A 19245-nucleotide genomic window follows, 5' to 3' on the forward strand; every position below is an offset into this window, starting at 1 on the left:
TACGCCGACTATCGCTACGCGCGCGGGCCGGCACCGACTGACGCTTGGGCGCTCGTCGTTGCCAACTCTGACCCGATCGGGTCAACCACATGCTCTTAATTTTCTCTTAATGTTAAGGGGCGGCGCACAGCTGACCAAATCACAAGGTACGCCTTATCCTGCTCGGTGCCGCCGCACTAGAGAGTGTGTCTAACTGCCCGCCGTGCGGGACCGGTCAGCCGTGCTTGGGATGGGGTGCTTTGTCCAGCACACCCTGCGCCCAGTTCAACGTCCACTGGGTGGCCGACAGACCGTCGGAACTCCAGAAATCGGTGGTGGCGTACATCGCGTGGACGGGCTGCCCGGCGCCGCCGGCCAGCGTATTCAGCGTGGTCGGGAGGTTGGCCGGGCTGAACGCCTCCTTCGGCGCCGCGCAGATCAGATCGCCCTGAGCGCAGATCTCATTGGTCCGGGCGTTGAGTGCACCGAAGCCGCCGGGCCGCGCACCGGTCATGGTCAGGCCGAGCCCGGCCAGCACCGGGACCTCGTGCAGGGTGACCTCGGCGCCCACCCCCGGTGGGGTGGGCGGAATGTTGTTGCCAACATCACCCTGACGCCGGCCGTCGGCGATCAACGTCACACCCAGGACCAGGTCCTCGTCGACGGGTCCCAGCCCGTTGCCGATGTCGCCGGCCACGTCGCCGGCAATCACCGCGCCCTGCGAGAAGCCGATCAACACATAACTGGTCAGCGGGCATCTGTTGTTCATGTCGGTCAGCGCCTTGACCGTCGCGCGGGTGCCTTCGGCGCGGCTGTCGTTGTAGGTCATCTGACCGTCGTTGCTGAGCGGATTGCGGAACTGCGCCGTGTACGGGACGGTGTACGCCTGCACCCGGCCGGCCGGGAGCTGCTGGCTGATCGGGCCGGTCACGTTGAGCAGCAACGCCCGCGGAAACTGCACCGGGTTCAGCGGGTCATCGGTCGGCCACGATTCCCAGGTGCCCGGCACCGACACCAGCTGCACGTCGGGGCACGACGCGTCCTGCGTGGCGGGCCGGGGTTTGCGGTGCTGGGAGGTCGTCGGACCGGTCGGCAGCACGCCGGGCGGGACGGCGCTGGGCGCGGTGTCCCGATGCCGCAGCAGCATCACCCCGGCCACGATGACCAGCGCCACCACCAATGCCATCGAACCCGCCGCCAACCAGGCAAGGCGGCGGTGTCGGCGGCGGCGGGCAGCGTTGTTGGCCATGTTCTCCTGCTAACAGAGTCCGGGTCGGGGCTGGGTGAGTCTGCGCGCGGCATGCGCAGCGTCGCGCTCTACCAGTCACCCGCGCGGCGTGCGGAACGACCGCCCTCCGCCGCGCTCCCTACACGGTACCGGCTGCCCTACGGCCCGAAGATCGTCAGCGAATGGCGCCGACGATGTCGCCGGACATGGCGCCCAGCTGGCCCGCCCAGGAGCCCCATCCGTTGTCGCCGCCGCCCGGGAAGTCGAAGTGCCCGTTGTGGCCGCCGACCTCGCGGTAGTGCTGGTAGAAAGACCGGCTGTTGCCCATCGCTGCATCCTGGGCGCCGAGCATGGCTGCGGGGTTGCTGGCGCCGCCCATGGTCGGACTCCAGACCCACACGCGGGTGTTGTTCGCGGCGAGCAGCGCCTCGTGCACCCACGGGTCGTGCCACTTCCACCGACCCAGCTGCGGGGCTCCCCACATGCCGTTGCCGTCCACGCCACCGAATTGCTGCAACCCGGCCAGGATCGCGCCGTTGGTGAAGGTCTCCGACGGGTAGAGGAACCCGGACAGCGAGCCGGCGAAGCCGAAGCGATCGGGGTGGAAGGCCGCCAGCGCCATCGCGGCGTACCCGCCCTGAGACGCGCCCACCACGCCGTGTCCGCCGGGCGCCAGGCCTTTGTTGGCGGCCAGCCAGTCCGGCAGCTCACTGGACAGGAAGGTGTCCCACTGCTTGCTGCCGTCCTGCTCCCAGTTGGTGTACATGCTGAACGCGCCACCGGCCGGGGCCGCCACCGAGATGCCCTTGCCGGCCAGGGTGTTCATCGCGTTGCCCGCGGTGACCCAGTTGCTGACGTCGGGGTGGGCGTCGGCGGCGTCCAGCAGGTACACCGCGTGCGGTCCACCGGCCAGGAACGCCACCGGGATGTCGCGGCCCATCGCCGCCGACGGCACCATCAGGGTCTCGTACGGGGCAGCCGTGGCCGGGCCCACCGGGCCCAGTGCCCCTCCTGCCGTCAGACCGCCGAATGCGATTGCCAACACGGCAACGCAGAGCAGCCTCAGCAGCACCGACAGACCCCTCATGTCCACCTCCATCGAGTACGCGACAGCCAGACAGCCCGCAAGGTAGCTAACCACACCGGTATCGATCGGATAAAGGGGCGCTGACTGGCCAACGACCAACGGCGGCGACCCGGGTGGGTCGCCGCCGTCAGTTGCGTTTCGATCAGCGCGGTTTAGGTGCCCGCGGTGGGGGCGGGGGCCGCAGTGGCCGGACCCGCTCCGGGGGTGGCCCCCAGCGTCGACTGGAGGTCGCCCTTCATCGCGTTCAGCTGCGCACCCCAGTACGGCCAGTCGTGCGTGCCGTTGGCGTCGAAGTTGAACACCGCGTTGTGACCGCCGGCGCCGTTGTAGGCCGTCTGGAACTTGATGTTGCTGTCGCGGACGAAGCCCTCGAGGAACTTGGCGGGCAGGTTGTCGCCACCGAGCTCGGACGGCTTGCCGTTACCGCAGTAGATCCAGATGCGGGTGTTGTTGGCCACCAGCTTGCCCACCTGCAGCGTCGGGTCGTTGCGCGCCCAGGCCGGGTCGCTCGTGGGACCCCACATGTCGTCCTTCTTGTAGCCACCGGCGTCACCCATGGCCAGGCCGATCAGCGACGGGCCCATCCCCTGCGACGGGTCCAGCAGCGCCGACAGCGAGCCGGCGTAGATGAACTGGTTCGGGTGGTAGGCGGCCAGGATCAACGCGGACGAACCAGCCATCGACAGACCCACCGCAGCGCTACCGGTCGGCTTGACCTGCTTGTTGGCGGCGAGGTAAGCGGGCAGCTCGCTGGTCAGGAAGGTCTCCCACTTGTAGGTGGTGCAACCGGCCTTACCGCAGGCCGGCTTGTACCAGTCTGAGTAGAAGCTGGACTGCCCGCCGACCGGCATGACGACAGCCAGGCCGGACTGCAGGTACCACTCGAACGCCGGGGTGTTGATGTCCCAGCCGTTGAAGTCTTCCTGGGCGCGCATGCCGTCGAGCAGGTACAGCGCCGGGGCGTTGGCGCCACCGCTCTGGAACTGGATCTTGACGTCGCGGCCCATGGCCGCCGAGGGCACCTGCAGGTATTCCACCGGCAGGCCGGGCCGCGAGAACGCACTCGCAGTCGCCGAGCCGCCAACGAAACCGACCAGACTCGCCAGCATGGCGGCGCCGACAGCACCCACCGCGAGTCGGCGCGGCATACCTGTCACGGCGCCACGAAACTTGTCAACAAGCTTCATCCTTGCTTTCCTCATCCTCATCCTTGTGGCACGTCCTTACGCATCGATGTGCTTGGGGGCGCGTCCCGAATTGGGTCAGACTGCACGCACGCGGCGCTGCAGTGCTTCTGTAGTCAACCACACGTTGCGGGAGACGCTCTCCTCCGGGACGCCGCCACCGGCCCCTTTCGGTGCGGTTTTGACATCGTTGACGCCACTGAATCCGCGTCGGACAGCGGGGTTCACCCGTGTGCCAACTGTCGAGTGCGTGCTGGTAACGGCTCTGATTCGATTTAGCTGTCGGGTTCGGGCCCGGGGCGCCGGCCGCCGGAGTGGGGGTGGGCGAAAAAAATTCTCGGTGACCTCTACTACCGCGGTCAATCACGGGGTGGATCGGGCGGCACCTGCGGCACCTCGAGCCCGCACTTGATCAGTTCGTTCAGCGGGATCCGATCGATGCGGTACTTGGTGAACTCGTAGGCGTGCAGCACGTTGGACGCGAACCGGCGCACACTCATCGGTGCGCGGACCGAGTTCAACACCGCCTGGGTGGCCGGACAGCGCAGCGCCGCCTCCGCCTCGGCCACCCACTGCCGGCTGAGGTAGCCCGGGATCCCCGGCGGCCACTTCACCCACGGCCCGTCGGCCACCACCCAATCGGGGAACAAATTCTTGTCGTGACCGATCCTGCCGTGCTTCAACCGCTCGGTGTGCGCGGCCAACGGGTTCGCCAGTCCGATCTGGTCGAGCACCCGGACGTCGAGTCCCACGTTCATGCCCAGCATGCCCAGGTTGGTGAAGAACACCGCGTGCTGCGGTTTCTGGGTCGCCGGGATGCCCGGGGCGCTGCCCGGCGGAATCATCGGCACCAGGTCCCACTGCGTGTAGTTGCCCGACGGCAGCAGCAATGCCCCCTCCGGGGTGTTGTTCAGCGCCACCAGCACGGCGGCCATCCGCGGGTAGTCCAGGTAGTCGGCCGCGGTCAACGGGTGCGCACGACCGGTGGCCTGGGCGTAGAAGCGACGCTCGTCGACGATGCCGGAGTAGGTCACGTGGGTGGCGTCGTCGCCCATGCCCGGCGAGTTCGCCGCCCACAGCGACCATCCCGCCACGCCCAGCCACAGCACGCTGACCACCCCGGCCAGCCAGTACCCGGTCTCCCGGCTGTAATCCTTGCCGTCCGGGATCACCACCGGTATCACCGCGACCGGAGCCAGCAAACAGAACAACGGCGTCAGCAGCACTCTGGCGTGCATGAAGTCGCCACCCTGGCGGATCCAGTAGAACCCCTGCAGCAGGCCGCTGACGACGATGAAGATCACCACAGCCGTCGGGCTCTGCACCGCCCGGGCGACCCGGCCGTAGTCCGGCGCCAGCGTGGGCCGCAAGAACGACGGCCGCCGGCGCGCGGCCACCAGCACGACAGCGAGCGGGACCAGCAGCAGCAGCGGCAGCCAGAGCAGGTAGGGCTGGTTGAAATTGTCCAGATAGATCATGCCCTGGGACCATTTGTCGCCGCCGGCGTCCTTGGCGAGCGCGGTCCCGGGCACCAGTAGTGCGTAGTACCCCATCCGGAAGATCTGGTAGCCCACCGGCAGCAGGCCGCCGGCGATGACGATCAGGGCCCGGCGACGCCAGTTACGGGCCGCGATCAGCATCATGATCAGCGCCGCCCCGCCGATCAGTGCCAGCTCCGGTCGCACCAGCACGCTGCACCCCGCGACCACGGCCAGCGCCAGGATGAAGGCCCGGCTCTGCGGGCGGACCCGCAGCGGTTGAGCCCAGCAAACCATCATCCACCACAGCAGGCCCAGGTATGCCAGCACCAGCCCGTTCTCCAGACCGGAGGTGGCGAAGTCACGGGCCGGTGGCACCGCGATGTAGACCAGCGCCCCGGCCGGCAGCAGGATCGCCTGGCGACCCCGCAGGCTCGGCGCGTACAACCGGGCCGTCCCCAGCATCAGCAGCACCACCCCGAGCACCGACAGGGTCAGCGCCGCGGCCAGCGCGACGTACTCCAACCGCAGCGGCCCGCCCACCCAGCTCAGCAGGTAGAGCAGGTAGGTCCAGACCGTGGAGGTGTTGGCCTCCACCCGCTCGCCCATGTTGAACACCGGCCCGTTGCCGGCCAACAGGTTTCGCACCGTGCGCAACACGATGAGCCCGTCATCGGCGATCCAGCGGCGCTGCCAGGCCCCCCAACCGAACAACACCGCGACGACCGCCACGCTGATCCACAGGCTGACCCGCACCGTGACGGTGTAGGGGAACACCGGCCACCTGACCCGACGGACCGCAGGCCGACGGAGCTCTCCCGTCTGCCGCGCTGCGGCCTGGATGGCCCGGAAACGTTGACTAGCCGAAAGCAACAGCAGCACCCACTGTTGCGATCCACGCCAGCGCCAGCAGTTGCAGCACCCGGTCGCGCAACGCGATGTCCTCGGGTTCCCCGGCCAGACCGCCGTCGACGTCCACGGCGTAACGCAGGATCGCGATCGTGAACGGGATCATCGACACCGCGTACCAGGAGCCCTTGTCGCCGTCCCGCTCGAACGCCCACAAGCCGTAGCAGAGCACCACTGCGGTGGCCGAGAGCGTCCAGACGAACCGCAGGTAGGTACTGGTGTACCTCTCCAGCGACTTGCGGATCTGCGCCCCGGTGCGTTCGGCCAGTTGCAGTTCGGCGTAACGCTTGCCGGCCACCATGAACAGCGACCCGAAGGCGGCGGTCAGCAGAAACCATTGCGACAGATGGGTGTTGGTGGCCGCGCCCCCGGCGATGGCCCGGATCAGGTACGCCGACGACACGATGCAGACGTCGAGCACCGCCTGGTGTTTGAGGCCGAAGCAGTAGGCCAGCTGCATGGCGAGGTAGATCGCCATCACCACAGCGAGGTTCGGGGTCAACCAGTACGAGATGCCCAGGGATGCGGCGCCCAGCACCACCGCCAACGCGTAGGCCAGCCATTCGGGCACCACCCCGGCCGCGATCGGCCGGTACCGCTTAGTGGGGTGTTCGCGGTCGGCTTCGACGTCGCGCACGTCGTTGACCAGGTACACCGCCGAAGCGGCCAGGCTGAACACCACGAAGGCCACCCCGACCTTGCTGCCGATGTCCGCCCAGTCGTAGCGCTGGCCCCGGCCCGCCGCCGCCAGCGGCGCCGCGAGCACCAGCACGTTCTTCACCCACTGCCGCGGGCGGATCGCCTTGATCACTCCGGTGACCAGGTTGCCCGGCGGTCCGGCCACCTTGGTCTGCTCGCTGGTTTCGTCGGCTACGTCTTTGCTCATCACAGCCACCTCTGTTGTGCCGCGCTGTCCAGCCGGACGGCCGTCGCGGCAACGCCGGCGCCCAGTGCCACGCCGACGGCCACGTCGCTGGGATAGTGCACGCCCAGCAGTATTCGGGACAGCGCCATGGGCGCCACCAGGGCCACGCTCACCACCGCCGCCGGCAGACCCGCGGCCCGGGCCAGCAGGATTGCCGCGGCCGTCGTCGAGGTGGCGTGCGCCGACGGGAAGCTGAGGTTGCTGGGGGTGGCGACGTTGACCGCGACGGCCGGATGCCGCGGTCGTTGACGGCGCACCACCCGCTTGACCACTACGGCCGCCGCATGTGCGGCGAATGCGCCTGCCCCGGCAACCAGCCACTCACGGCGCCGGCGCGGCGACAGGAAAGCCCCGAGCACCGACACGATCAGCCAACCCAGGCTGTGTTCACCGAAATACGACAGCGCGCGCGCCGTGCCGAGCACTCCGGGTCGCTGCGCCAGCATCGACTGGACGGCCACCATGGCGGCGATCTCGCCGGACGGCGGCTCCCCTGGCGGCAGGGCTTCAGCCATGGTGCGCGGCCGCGTCCGACATCGGGAACAGCACCGACTCCCACTTCTGCTTGCTGGACAGCACCGGTAACGCGTCCCGGTACACCCGCCGCATCTCGTCGAACCGGCGAGCCAACCGACGTTGGCGGCGCAGCGACTGCCGCAGCAGCGAGAACATCTTGGCCCGGTCCCGCTGCCGGTAGACCACGCCGCACCCGTCCGCGGTGGTGACGGTGACCCCGTCGACCGTGCACAACCGGAACCAGCGCGCGTCCTGGGTGGGCACGTTGTACTGCGGACGCCGATGGGTCTGGGGGTCGGCGGCTTTCAGGTTGTGCAGGATCCCGCGGGTCAGCCGGTAGCCGATGGTCACCGGGTTCACCGGCGGCTTCATCGCCGCGGTGCGGTACATCGCCGGGGGCAACTCGGTGGCCGCCGGCAGCACCACCGCGTCGGGATACTCCTTGCGCAGGCGATGCACTTCCGGCAGCCCGGATTCCAGGATGGAGAAGATGTGTTCGGGCCCGGCCAGGAAGTCGTCGATGGCCCTGTTCTGGATCGCGACCGTCGAATATTCAAGGCAGGCAAGATGTTTCAGCGTCGCCTTGAGGTGGCTGCGGATCAGACCGGACACGTCGCCGTCCCAGTGCATCGCGGCGACCACCAGCCGGTTGCGCAGATGGAAGTAGGCCTGCCAGTCGATGGCGTCGTCCTTATCGCTCCACGCCATGTGCCAGATCGCCGCACCGGGCAGCGTGACGGTGGGATAGCCGTGCTCGGCGGCACGCAGCCCGTAGTCGGCGTCGTCCCATTTGATGAACAGCGGCAGCGGCTGACCCAGTTCCTCAGCGACCTGACGCGGGATCATGCACGTCCACCAGCCGTTGTAGTCGACGTCGATGCGACGATGCAGCAGTTTGCTCTTGTCCTCGTCGTCGTTGAGCGGGTATTCGGCGAAGTCGTGGTCGTATTCGGTGTGCGGCGCGGCGGTCCACATGAAGTTCGTCCGATCCACCACCTCGCCCATGATGTGCAGGTGCGAGGGCTCCTGCAGGTTGAGCATCTGACCGCCCACCAGCATCGGCGCCTTGGCGAACCGGTTCATCGCCAGGATCCGCAGGATCGAGTCCGGCTCGATGCGGATGTCGTCGTCCATGAACAGGATCTGTTGGCAGTCGGTGTTTTTCAGTGCCTCGTACATCACGCGGCTGTAGCCGCCGGAGCCGCCCAGGTTCGGCTGGTCGTGGATGGACAGCCGGCTGCCGAGGCGCTGCGCGGCGGCGGGGAAGTCCGGGTGGTCACGGACTTTGCGGGTGCCCTGATCCGGCACGATCACCGCGCCGATCACCTCGTCCACCAACGGATCAGAGGTGAGTTCGCGCAGCGCGTTGACACAGTCGGAGGGCCGGTTGAACGTCGGGATCCCGACGGCGACGTTGGCGATTCCCGGCGCCTGCGTCGCGGCGTGCCAACCGCCGCTCAATAGCGTCACCGCGGTGTCGGTGGTGATGTCGAACCAGATCCAGCCGCCGTCCTCGAACGGCTTGAGCGCCACCTCGATCTCCAGCAGCGCGGGGGTGTCCTCAGTGCCGGCGAACGGGTGTCCTTCGATGAAGATGCGCGCCCCGGTGGCCTTGGTGCGGTAGAGGTCGACGCGGCCGGCGCCGGTCAGTTCGACGCGCAGCACCACGGTTTCGCAGACAGACCAGCGCCGCCAGTAGCTGGCCGGAAAGGCGTTGAAGTAGGTCGCGAACGACACCTCGGACTCCGGGCCGATCTGCAGCGAGGTGCGGCTGGTCGCGTGGGCGCGCCGCGCGTTGGTGGTGGATTCCTCCAGGTACAGCTTGCGCACGTCGAGGGGCTCCCCCGGGCGCGGCAGGATGATGCGGGACAGCAGGCTGGCGGCACTCATACCGACGCTCCCTCCAGGGGTGCGCCGTCGCGCAGGTGCGGCGCGAGGACGTTGTCGTACATGCTCAGAGCGCTGGCGATGGCCATATGCATATCCAGATACTGGTAGGTGCCCAAGCGTCCGCCGAACAGCACCTTCGCTGCAGCGGTCTCGGACTTCGCCCTGGTCCGATAGGCGGCCAACAGGGCGCGGTCGGCCTCGGTGTTGATCGGATAGTAGGGCTCGTCGTCGTCTTCGGCGAACCTGGAGTACTCCCGCATGATCACCGTCTTGTCGGTCGGGTAATCGCGCTCGGCGTGGAAGTGGCGGAACTCGTGGATGCGGGTGTAGGGGACTTCGGGGTCGTTGTAATTCATCACCGGGGTGCCCTGGAAGTCGCCGATCGGCAGCACTTCCAGCTCGAAATCCAGGGTGCGCCAGCCCAACCGGCCCTCGGCATAGTCGAAGTAGCGGTCCAGCGGCCCGGTGTAGACCACGGGCGCGTCGGGGCTGGCCGCGCGCAACTCGGCGCGCACGTCGAACCAGTCGGTGTCCAGCCGCACCTCGACCCGCTCGTCGACGGCCATGTTCTGCAGCCATGCGGTGTAACCGTGGACCGGCAGACCTTCGTAGGTGTCGCTGAAGTACCGGTTGTCGAAGGTGTAGCGCACCGGCAGCCGGGTGATGTTGGCCGCTGGCAGTTCCTTGGGGTCGGTCTGCCACTGCTTTGCGGTGTAGCCCTTGACGAACGCCTCGTAGAGCGGCCGGCCGATCAGCGAGATGGCCTTCTCTTCCAGGTTCTGCGCGTCGGCGGTGGCTATCTCGGACGCCTGCTCGGCGATCAGCTCACGCGCTTGCTGCGGGGTGAAGTAACGCCCGAAGAACTGCGAGACCAGGCCGAGCCCCATCGGGAACTGATAGGCCTGCCCGTTGTGCATCGCGAACACCCGGTGCCGGTAGTCGGTGAACTCGGTGAACTGCCGCACGTAGTCCCACACCTTCTTGTTGGAGGTGTGGAACAGGTGCGCACCGTATTTGTGCACCTCGATTCCGGTCTGCGGCTCGGGTTCGGAATAGGCGTTGCCGCCGATGTGCGGGCGCCGCTCAACGACGAGAACCCGCTTGTCGAGTTGGGTGGCCACGCGCTCGGCGATCGTCAGGCCGAAAAATCCGGAGCCGACGACGAAGAGGTCGTAGCGACCGAAAGGAGAAGTCATCGGTTGCCTAGGGTATCCGACCGTGCCGCCGAAACTTGCTTTGGCGGGTCCTGCAGGCGCGGGTTTTCCCAGGTACGGCCGCGCCGCACGGCGAGCCGTCGGTTGAACGTCACACCTGTGAACCACTCACCTCACGATTAGGTCTCGTCACACCAGTCACATCAATCCCACTCGTACCATCAGTGGTGCGGGTTTCATGCCTGCACCCCGATCACATTGAGGAGACTTCCGTGCCGAACCGACGCCGACGCAAGCTCTCGACAGCCATGAGCGCAGTCGCCGCCCTGGCGGTCGCGAGTCCGTGCGCGTACTTCCTTGTCTACGAATCGACCGCCACCACCACGCCGGTGGAACACCACGAGTTCAAGCGCGCAGCCAGCGTCGCCGACCTGCCCAGCGAGCTGATATCGGCGCTGTCGCAGGGGCTCTCGCAGTTCGGGGTCAACCTGCCGCCGGTTCCTGCGCTGGGCGGCACCTCCGCCAGCAGCGGGCTGGGCACCACGCCCGGTCTGGCCAGTCCCAGCCTCGGTGGCACCGGCCTGAGCCCGGGCCTGTCACCGACCACACCCGGATTGCCGGGCACCTCGTTGTCACCGGCCACCGGTTTGGCACCGACCCTCGGTGCAACCGGAGCGGGCGCCAACCCGGCACTGAGTGACCCGGGGCTGACCAGCCCGACCGGGGTGGCACCGGGACTGTCCGGCACGACCGGTCTGAGCCCGGCCACCGCCGCCGGCACCGGTGAGGTGCCGATCGCGGCACCGGTCGGGTTGGACCCCGGCGCCGACGGCACCTATCCGATCCTGGGCGACACCTCGGGGCTCGGCGGCGGCGGCGGTGGGACCGGCCTCTCGCCGGTCAGCCCGGCGGCCACCGGCAGCAGCGGAGGCGGCGGACTGGTCAGCGACCTGATGCAGGCGGCCAACCAGCTGGGTGCCAGCCAAGCCATCGACCTGCTCAAGGGCCTGATCATGCCGGCCATCATGCAGGGTGTTCAGGGTGGCGCCGCTGGCGCTCCGGCGGCCGCCGGCGCCACACCCGCACTTCCCTCGATTCCCGGCATTCCCGCCGCTGCCGCTATTCCCGGTGCCGCGTCTGCGATTCCGGGGGCGGCATCGGCGATACCTGGCGCCGCATCCGCGATACCCGGTGCCGCGGCGGCCGTGCCCGGTGCCGCGGCGGCCGTGCCCGGTGCAGCGGCTGCCGTGCCTGGCGCGGTAGCAGCGGTGCCCGGCGCCATCCCGGCAGCGGCCGCCGCCGTACCACCGGTGTAACAACCGTCCGAACCTGTCACCAGACGACACCGCAGAGTCCCACCCAATCCTCTGCGGTGTCGTCGACAGTTTCTGGCGGGTAAAGCCGTGTCGCCTCAGTAGAAACATTCGTCACACACGTAACATCGCCTGGTGGCCCGCAGTCACGCACCGACCATGCTTGTCACCGCATTCGCGGCGACGGTCGTCATCGTGTCCTGGGTCTTGCTCGGGATGCCCACCCGATCTCCCGTCGAACCACCCGCCGCGGACACCCGGCTGGCCGAGCAACCGTTGATCGGGCTCGGCGGCGGGGTGACGGTCCGCGAACTCACCCAGGACGTGCCGTTCGCCATGGTCGCCTTCACCGGCGACCTGGCGGGCACGTCCGCCCGGGTGCGGGCGAGGCGAGCCGACGGGTCCTGGGGGCCCTGGTATCAAACGGAGTACCAGACTGCGGCGCCCGCCGGATCGGGTTCGGCCGACGACCCGCGCAGCACCGACCCGGTCTTCGTCGGCACCACCACCGCCGTGCAGATCGCCGTCACCAGGCCGGTCGACGCACCGGTGACTCAGGCGCCGCCGGCGCCCGCCGACCGAACCGGGCTGGGCTACCGGCCGGTCACCAAGGAACAACCGTTCGGGCAGAACATCACCGCGGTCCTCATCTCGCCGCCGCAGGCGCCCGCCGAGCAGCACTGGAATCCCCCGGCGGGAGTGCTGATGCCGGGCCAGGCGCCGCCCATCATCAGCCGTGCCCAGTGGGGCGCCGACGAATCGTTGCGCTGCGGCAGTCCGCAATACGACCGCGCGGTCCGGGCCGGAGTAGTGCACCACACCGCCGGTAGCAACGACTATTCGCCGCTGGAATCGGCCGGCATCGTCAAGGCGATCTACACCTACCACAGCAAAACCCTGGGCTGGTGCGACATCGCGTACAACGCACTCGTCGACAAGTACGGTCAGGTGTTCGAGGGCAGTGCCGGCGGCCTCACCAAGGCGGTCGAAGGATTCCACACCGGCGGTTTCAATCGCGAGACCTGGGGCGTGGCGATGATCGGCAACTTCGACGACGTGGCACCCACCCCGATCCAGCTGCGCACCGTGGGCCGACTGCTCGGCTGGCGGTTGAGCATGGCTGAAGTCGACCCCAAGGGCACGGTGGACCTCGAATCAGAAGGCGGCTCCTACACCGTCTTTCCGGCCGGCGCGGTGGCGAAACTGCCTGCCGTCTTCACCCATCGCGACGTCGGGAATACCGACTGCCCCGGCAATGCGGCGTATGCGTTGATGGACGAGATCCGCGACATTGCAGCACATTTCAACGATCCGCCCGAGGAGCTGATCAAGGCTCTGGAGGGTGGCGCGATCTACCAGCACTGGCAGCAGATGGGCGGCATGAGCAGCGTGCTGGGCGCCCCGACATCACCGGAGGACGACGGGGCCGGCGGATCGCGGTTCGCCACCTTCGTCAAGGGCGCGATGTACTGGTCGGCCGCCACCGGCGTGCAGCCGGTCACCGGCGCCCTCTACGACGCATGGGCGGCGCAGAGTTACGAGCGCGGGCCGCTCGGTCTGCCCACCAGCGCCGAGATTCACGAACCGCTGCAGATCACGCAGAACTTCCAGCACGGGACGCTCAACTTCGAGCGCCTCACCGGCAACATCACCCAAGTGATGGACGGGATCACCACGCCGCTCTCGACGCAACCGCCGAGCGGTCCGAACGTTCCGCCGGAACACTTCTCCCTGCCCGCCCATCCGCCCAACTAGTCTGGCCGGGTGCCCGAGACCCCGTACCTGACGATCGATCTGGATCGGGTACGCGACAACTTCCGGGCGCTTCGGGTGGCGTTGCCCGATGCGCAGATTCGCTACGCCGTCAAAGCCAATCCCGCCGCACCGATTCTGCGGGCACTGGCCGGCCAGGGCGCCGGGTTCGACGTCGCCTCCACGGGGGAGATCGACGCCTGCATCACAGCCGGAATCGAGGGTGCGCGGCTGGCGTTCGGGAACACGATCAAGAAGTCGGCCGCGGTGGCCCGCGCACACGCGCGCGGGGTCCGTCGGTTCGCGTTCGACACCGCAACCGATCTGGTGACGATCGCCGAGCACGCGCCCGGCGCGGAGGTGGAATGCCGTATCGCGCCGGTCTTTCCGCCGTCGGTGACGCCATTCGGTGACAAGTTCGGGTGTGCGCCGGATGCCGCGTCTGACTTGCTGCATCGCGCCGGTGAACTGGGGTTGGCGGCTCGGGGTGTCTGCTTCCATGTTGGTTCACAACAACTCGACGTCGGCGCGTGGGAACTTGGGATTGCTTGTGCTGCTCAGTTATTCGATGAAGTCCCCGGTCTCACGACAATCAATGTGGGCGGCGGGTTTCCCATCGGTTACCTGGCGCAGGCACCCTCGCTCGAGGCTGTCGCGCTCGGCATCAGATCGGCGGTGCAACGACACTTCGGTTCGCGTGCAGTACAACTCGTCGTGGAACCGGGGCGTGGAATCGTCGGCACCGCCGGCACCCTCGAATGCGAGGTGGTGTCGGTGCGCACCGGTACCGACGGACGGCGCTGGGTGTATCTGGACGTCGGCCGCTACGGCGGACTCGCCGAAACCGAGAACGAGTACATCCGCTACCGGTTCCGCACCGTGCGTGACGGCGACCCGGTCGAGGATGCCGTGGTCGCGGGCCCGACGTGCGACGGCGACGACGTGCTCTACCAGCGTTGTCCGCTACCGGTCACGCTCGAGCCGGGTGATCGGGTCCGCATCGAGCACGCCGGTGCGTACACCGCCAGTTATGCATCGGTGAACTTCAACGGATTCTCGCCGTTGCCAACCTATTTCGGCGCTGCTACCGATGCGGGCCAGACGATCGTGGAGCCACTGGCGCCCGGGCTGACTCGCCACTGGCAGCTGTCCGGCGTCGTCTGCGACGTACACACCGACTATCAGCATCTGGTGATCGGCCGCACCCGGCAGGGCATCGCGTTGTTCAGCGACGGTGACCGGCAGAGCACCGAATTCAGTCAGCTGGTCTATCACGAGGCGCTCCTGGTGCCGGCGCTGTTGCTGGCCGACAAGATCGATCGGGTGCTTGTCGTGGGTTCCGGCGAGGGGGTGGTGAGCCAGCTGGCCGTCGCCGCCGGTGCTACCCAGGTCGACCACGTCGATATCGACCGTGCGGCGGTCCGGCTATGCGCGCAGCACCTACCCTACGGCTACTCGGTGGACGAATTGCGCAGGGCAGAGCGAGGACTGGGCCCGATCGCCGTTTACTACCGGGACGGCTGGGACTTCGTGGAGCACGTCACCGAGCCGTACGACATTGTGGTGATCGACCTTCCGGACGAGCACGCCGAACCCGCCCAGCACAATCGGTTGTACGAGCAGAGCTTCCTGCAGCGGTGTCGCGAGATCGGCCGTGTCGTCGTCGGTCAGGCCGGCTGTCCGACGCTGTGGCGCAACGAGACGCTGCGGCAGTCCTGGCGGCGGTTCCACGAAACGTTCGGCACGGTGGTCTATTTCGGCAGCGTCGAACACGAGTGGGCATTCCTGTCCGGCTTGTCCGGGCCTGTTCAGGACGATCTTGTCGCGACGATGACAGCGCGGTTGCCGACGCTGGGTTACCGACCGCTTACCATCGATGCAGCCTCCTTGGTGACTTCCACGATTCCGCCGAAGTCTCTGCGCGGGTAGGTTTTTCCGCGTCTTCAGGGTCAGGTTTTCGTTCGGCATGATGCATGCAGTTGGTGCGGGGTTGGCCGTAGTCGAGGTGTTCGGGTGGGTGCCATTCGGTGTCGCCGAGTTTGTTTTTGCAGGTGTAGTAGTTGAGTAGTTCGACCATCCTGTTGGGCGGCCCACAGGCCAGCGTGAGATTGTCGATTTCGGTGCGTCGGGTTTCCAGCCATGATTCGACATGGTGGACTTGGGTCCAATATCCGGGCACGGTGCAGCCGGGTGCGGTGCAGCCGCGGTCTTTAGCGAGCAGCACCAGGCGTTGTTCCGGGGAGGCCAGGCGCTTGCCGTGGTAGAGCGCCAGGGTCTTGTCCTTATCGAACACCGCGAGATAGTTGTGTGCGTGCGAGGCCAAGCGGATCACGTCGGCCATCGGTAGCAGGGTGCCCCCGGCGGTCAGGGCGCCGTCCGGCGCCGGCCTCCAACTCGGCCAGCGTGGTGGTGATCACGATGCTGGTCGGCAGACCGTGATGTTGACCTAAGGTCTTGGACTCCAGCAAGATCCGCGCCGCGGTCTGCAGGGCGTCGTGGTAGCGCTGGTCGCGGTTGCGGGCGTCGCGGCCCACCGCCTCTTCAGAGGCTCGGCCTTCGATGATCGGGGACGCGTCGTCGGGGTTGCACATTCCCGGAGCGCCGAGTTTGGCCAAAACCGGTTCCAGGGTCGCACGGCATTCCGGGGTGATCATGCCGCTGATCTTCGACATTCCATCGGCTTGTTGGCGGCCGAGAGTGATGCCGCGTTTGCGAGCGCGTTCGGGCTCGTCGGGCATGAAGTCGCCGTCGGGTTTGAGGCAGTCTTTGTAGACGCGGGCGTAGTCGGTCAGTTGGTCGGGGCGAAACCCCGTGGCGATCACCACCAGTTTGTATTCGGCTTCGGTGCGCGCGGCGGCATCGACGCTAGTGGGCAGTTTGGTGAAGAACTTCTGAATGATCTCCACCTGTTCGGTCCCGATCAGCCCTTTACGTTCGGCGGTGGCAACCTCGGGCAGCGCCGGCCCCAAGGGTTCACCGGTCAGCGCCCGGCGCGGACCCAGATCCGCGGCTTGGTTGATCATCCGATTGGCTTCAGACTTGCTGACCCGCAGCCGGTTGGACAACGCCTGACCCAGCGTGCCGCCGAGTTCAGCGTTGGTGGCCACCACCGCCAACTGGTTGATGACGGCATGCCCGGGCACCCGCAACTTTCGGGTGATGCGCTCCAGGCGCTCCCGGGTCACCAACAGCTCCGTGGTACCTGGCGCCTCAAAGGTCAACTCACACAGTCGATCCGCGAACGATTCGAGACCGTCGAGAGCCTCGACGATCTCCGTACACGTACTGCCCGACATACCCCGCATTCTATGGAGGGGCACCGACAACAACTGGCCAAGAGCAAGCAGCGCAGCCGATTTCACCTATGCCGACTAGGCGGATGCCCACACCACCGGGTATGGGCGCGGGTGAATGCGGCCGTCTCGGCATAGCCGAGGCGGCGTGCGGTCTCCCCGACCGTCAGCCCAGACCGGAGCAATTCAGTCGACAACGCGGCACGGACCTCGTCGATCAGCGCGCGGTAACTCGTACCTTCCGCGGCCAACCGACGATGCAGGGTTCGCTCGGTGATGCACAGATCCTTCGCGACGGCACTCATCGGCGGAATTGCCCTGGAGTCCTGAATGATTCGCGTGCGGACGGCCGCGGAAACCCCGGTGCGGACACGACGCCGGTTCAGCAGGTCCTCACACTGCCGGATGCAGATCGCCGCGGTCTGCGCGTCGGCCGCTGGCATCGGCAGATCGATGAGGGCCGCCGGCATCACCAAGGCACTGCGCGAGGTGTTCTCCACCATTACGGTCAGCTTGTCGAGTTGCACCGTCTCGACCGGCAACTGCAGGTCCGCGAACTCCACTCGCACGGCGAAGGGCGGGTGGTTGACGCCCAGCAGAAGTGGCAACAGCCGCAACATGATCGCGAAGTCCCGCTCCAGCATGAATCGCCGAACGTCCCGGGGCACCCGCGCGTCATCGAAGACGAGGACCGCCTCGACGTCATCGACCGCCGGGGCGACCAGGCGCAGATAGGTATCCGTGAGGGCGGCGTAGCGGCACGCGACGTCGATCGCGTCCCCGAAGGTTGGACTGGCCATCAACGCGTAGCCGAAGATGCCGGTGTCGGCCAAGTTGTACTGCATTCCGGTTTCCATGCCGAGACCGGGTTGGTCACCCAATCGCGCAATCAGATTGCGGATCATCGTCAGCTCCTGGGAGGCGTACACCTCGGCTGCCGGATCGGCGAGGTCCGCAGCGGTGAGTCCGGTACCCGCCAGACAGACGGCCGGGACAAGTCCGTGCCGTCGTGCGGTTTCCAGAACATGCCGCCCCGTAGCGGAGGACAGGGCGACATCCCAGTTCGCCGACGAGGTCGCCACGTGTCTGAAAATATCAAATACCTGTCCGGTTCGGGCCTTCCCGCACTGTTGAGCTGGGCATAACGTCGTCGTTGTGGCAACCGATCTCCTCAGACCTAGCCCGCGCGCCCTCATGTCGGCTGCGTACAGTTCCGTCGGCGATCTGTGGCGTCCCGTCGCCACCGGTGGATACCGGGACCTGCGGCGACCGCGGCCGAATTCAGCGCCTGCCGCGGTGCCGCGCACCTCGTTCGATCCAACCCTGCCGGCGAACATCGCCGACCCGTACCCTGCACTGGCGCGTCTGCGCGAGCATCCTGTTGTCGTCAACGAGCGGCTCGGCGTCTGGATGCTCGGGCGTTATGACGACGTGCACTCCACGGTGCGGTGCAGTGACATCTTCTCGTCGCGGGATGGCATCATGTTGCGCTCGTTCGTAGCCAACATGGTGATCTTCAGCAACCCCCCGGATCACACCCGACTGCGGCACGTCGTCGCGCCCTTATTCAGCAAACGTGCCGTTCAGACCTGGACGGCCGAGATCCGTGCGTTGGCGAATGAGGCGGTCGCCGGCCTGAATGCGGGACGAACCGTCGATCTGGTTCCGGCACTGACGGTTCCGATGCCGATCAACGTGATCGCCAGAATCCTGGGCATCCCGCGGGAGCAATGGCCCGGATTTCGGGCGGTCTCGGAAAAGTTCGCACAGATCTTCGGTCCCCAGAGTCTGTCGGAGATCGTGCGCTTGATGGGATCGGCGATGCAGGCCTATCTGCGGCTGCGCTGCTTCTCTGACACCGAAATGCGCAGTCGGGCAACGCAACCCGCTGAAGATTTGATGACCCTCCTGCAGGCGGCGACGGCCGCCGGTCAGCTGTCCGAACAGGAGGCGTTCCTCTACGTGCTGGTCCTGCTGGTGGCCGGCAACGAAACGACGACCAACCTGCTCGGCATGCTGCTCGTGAGGCTGGCCGAAGAACCAGACCTGTTCGCCGAATTGAAAGCAGATCGCAGCCTGCTACCAGCCGCCGTGGAGGAGACAGCGCGGTGGGGATCGCCGGTGCAGTGGGTGACCAGAACCGCCACCGTCGACTATCAGGTGGGCGACACGTTAATACCCAGAGGCGCAAGGACATTGCTGTTCTACGCTTCAGCCAATCGGGATCCGGAGAAGTTCGCGGACCCCGACCGATTCGACCTTCATCGCAACACGACGGGGCATCTGGCATTCGGCCACGGTCTGCACTTCTGCCTGGGCGCACATCTCGCCCGGCTCGAAGCCGTCACCGCCATCGACTGCCTGCTCGACGAGGTCGACGGGCTGGAGTTGGCCGGACCGGTGCGGTGGTGCACCACCCCGTCGCTTCGAGGTCCGGTGTCGGTGCCGTTGCGCCTACAACGCTGAGGTTTCGCGAATTCGCACCGTAGGCAGGCGCCGCGACATAGGCTCCGTTCAACGAGCGCGAGTGGTCTGCG

At 67.2% G+C, this 19245-nt stretch carries 13 protein-coding genes and 1 pseudogene; 4 read left to right on the plus strand and 10 right to left on the minus strand.

Features of this window, described 5'->3' with window-relative positions:
• Nucleotides 1-214 precede the first annotated feature (214 nt).
• From culp6 to glf, 8 genes are all read right to left on the minus strand, one after another.
• Nucleotides 215-1228: a carboxylesterase Culp6 gene (gene culp6, locus ACZYZ9_RS10410; protein ID WP_463826183.1), complete on the minus strand. Its 1014-nt coding sequence runs from the start codon at nucleotides 1226-1228 to the stop codon at nucleotides 215-217.
• Nucleotides 1229-1382: 154 nt separating this feature from the next.
• A complete protein-coding gene (locus ACZYZ9_RS10415; protein ID WP_463826184.1) occupies nucleotides 1383-2294 on the minus strand; it encodes an esterase family protein in 912 nt (303 codons plus the stop codon).
• Nucleotides 2295-2446: 152 nt separating this feature from the next.
• Complete coding sequence (locus ACZYZ9_RS10420) at nucleotides 2447-3481, minus strand: esterase family protein (RefSeq protein WP_463826185.1); 1035 nt, start codon at nucleotides 3479-3481, stop codon at nucleotides 2447-2449.
• 356 nt (nucleotides 3482-3837) lie between these two features.
• Nucleotides 3838-5829 carry a terminal beta-(1->2)-arabinofuranosyltransferase gene (aftB, locus tag ACZYZ9_RS10425; protein WP_463826186.1) on the minus strand — a complete coding sequence of 664 codons (1992 nt, stop codon included), beginning with the start codon at nucleotides 5827-5829 and terminating at the stop codon, nucleotides 3838-3840.
• On the minus strand, nucleotides 5816-6751 hold the full coding sequence (locus ACZYZ9_RS10430; RefSeq protein WP_463826187.1) for a decaprenyl-phosphate phosphoribosyltransferase: 936 nt from the start codon (nucleotides 6749-6751) through the stop codon (nucleotides 5816-5818). The genes aftB and ACZYZ9_RS10430 overlap by 14 nt, the downstream gene beginning before the upstream one ends.
• Complete coding sequence (locus ACZYZ9_RS10435) at nucleotides 6751-7305, minus strand: phosphatase PAP2 family protein (RefSeq protein ID WP_463826188.1); 555 nt, start codon at nucleotides 7303-7305, stop codon at nucleotides 6751-6753. The genes ACZYZ9_RS10430 and ACZYZ9_RS10435 overlap by 1 nt, the downstream gene beginning before the upstream one ends.
• Nucleotides 7298-9196, minus strand: coding sequence for a glycosyltransferase (locus ACZYZ9_RS10440; RefSeq protein ID WP_463826189.1), 1899 nt, complete (start codon nucleotides 9194-9196; stop codon nucleotides 7298-7300). The genes ACZYZ9_RS10435 and ACZYZ9_RS10440 overlap by 8 nt, the downstream gene beginning before the upstream one ends.
• A complete protein-coding gene (gene glf / locus ACZYZ9_RS10445) occupies nucleotides 9193-10392 on the minus strand; it encodes a UDP-galactopyranose mutase (protein WP_463826190.1) in 1200 nt (399 codons plus the stop codon). Before glf ends, ACZYZ9_RS10440 begins: the two co-directional genes overlap by 4 nt.
• Nucleotides 10393-10622: 230 nt before the next feature.
• On the opposite strand from glf, the gene ACZYZ9_RS10450 reads away from it, so the two are divergent.
• From ACZYZ9_RS10450 to ACZYZ9_RS10460, 3 genes are all read left to right on the plus strand, one after another.
• Complete coding sequence (locus ACZYZ9_RS10450) at nucleotides 10623-11666, plus strand: hypothetical protein (RefSeq protein ID WP_463826191.1); 1044 nt, start codon at nucleotides 10623-10625, stop codon at nucleotides 11664-11666.
• A 156-nt stretch (nucleotides 11667-11822) separates the two neighbouring features.
• Nucleotides 11823-13418: an N-acetylmuramoyl-L-alanine amidase gene (locus tag ACZYZ9_RS10455; RefSeq protein WP_463826424.1), complete on the plus strand. Its 1596-nt coding sequence runs from the start codon at nucleotides 11823-11825 to the stop codon at nucleotides 13416-13418.
• A gap of 9 nt (nucleotides 13419-13427) precedes the next feature.
• Nucleotides 13428-15344, plus strand: coding sequence for a spermine/spermidine synthase domain-containing protein (locus ACZYZ9_RS10460; RefSeq protein ID WP_463826192.1), 1917 nt, complete (start codon nucleotides 13428-13430; stop codon nucleotides 15342-15344).
• Here ACZYZ9_RS10460 and ACZYZ9_RS10465 read toward each other — a convergent pair.
• Both ACZYZ9_RS10465 and ACZYZ9_RS10470 read right to left on the minus strand, forming a co-directional pair.
• A pseudogene (locus ACZYZ9_RS10465) lies at nucleotides 15283-16711 on the minus strand (HNH endonuclease signature motif containing protein). The gene ACZYZ9_RS10460 and the pseudogene ACZYZ9_RS10465 sit on opposite strands and share 62 nt — an antisense overlap.
• A 62-nt stretch (nucleotides 16712-16773) precedes the next feature.
• Nucleotides 16774-17790: an AraC family transcriptional regulator gene (locus ACZYZ9_RS10470; RefSeq protein WP_463826193.1), complete on the minus strand. Its 1017-nt coding sequence runs from the start codon at nucleotides 17788-17790 to the stop codon at nucleotides 16774-16776.
• A 112-nt stretch (nucleotides 17791-17902) separates the two neighbouring features.
• Here ACZYZ9_RS10470 and ACZYZ9_RS10475 point away from each other — a divergent pair, with 112 nt between their 5' ends.
• Entirely contained in the window at nucleotides 17903-19174 is a 1272-nt protein-coding gene (locus ACZYZ9_RS10475; protein ID WP_463826194.1) for a cytochrome P450, read from the plus strand.
• Nucleotides 19175-19245: the final 71 nt, after the last annotated feature.

The sequence above is a fragment of the Mycobacterium sp. IDUB_28 genome, from assembly GCF_055419285.1.

Bases quoted from the DNA above. Each gene is read 5' to 3' on its own strand.
- ACZYZ9_RS10420 (WP_463826185.1), bottom strand. From the start codon at position 3,481: ATGAAGCTTGTTGACAAGTTTCGTGGCGCCGTGACAGGTATGCCGCGC.
- ACZYZ9_RS10455 (WP_463826424.1), top strand. From the start codon at position 11,823: ATGCTTGTCACCGCATTCGCGGCGACGGTCGTCATCGTGTCCTGGGTC.
- ACZYZ9_RS10430 (WP_463826187.1), bottom strand. From the start codon at position 6,751: ATGAGCAAAGACGTAGCCGACGAAACCAGCGAGCAGACCAAGGTGGCC.
- ACZYZ9_RS10475 (WP_463826194.1), top strand. From the start codon at position 17,903: ATGTCGGCTGCGTACAGTTCCGTCGGCGATCTGTGGCGTCCCGTCGCC.
- culp6 (WP_463826183.1), bottom strand. From the start codon at position 1,228: ATGGCCAACAACGCTGCCCGCCGCCGCCGACACCGCCGCCTTGCCTGG.
- ACZYZ9_RS10440 (WP_463826189.1), bottom strand. From the start codon at position 9,196: ATGAGTGCCGCCAGCCTGCTGTCCCGCATCATCCTGCCGCGCCCGGGG.
- ACZYZ9_RS10435 (WP_463826188.1), bottom strand. From the start codon at position 7,305: ATGGCTGAAGCCCTGCCGCCAGGGGAGCCGCCGTCCGGCGAGATCGCC.
- ACZYZ9_RS10415 (WP_463826184.1), bottom strand. From the start codon at position 2,294: ATGAGGGGTCTGTCGGTGCTGCTGAGGCTGCTCTGCGTTGCCGTGTTG.
- glf (WP_463826190.1), bottom strand. From the start codon at position 10,392: ATGACTTCTCCTTTCGGTCGCTACGACCTCTTCGTCGTCGGCTCCGGA.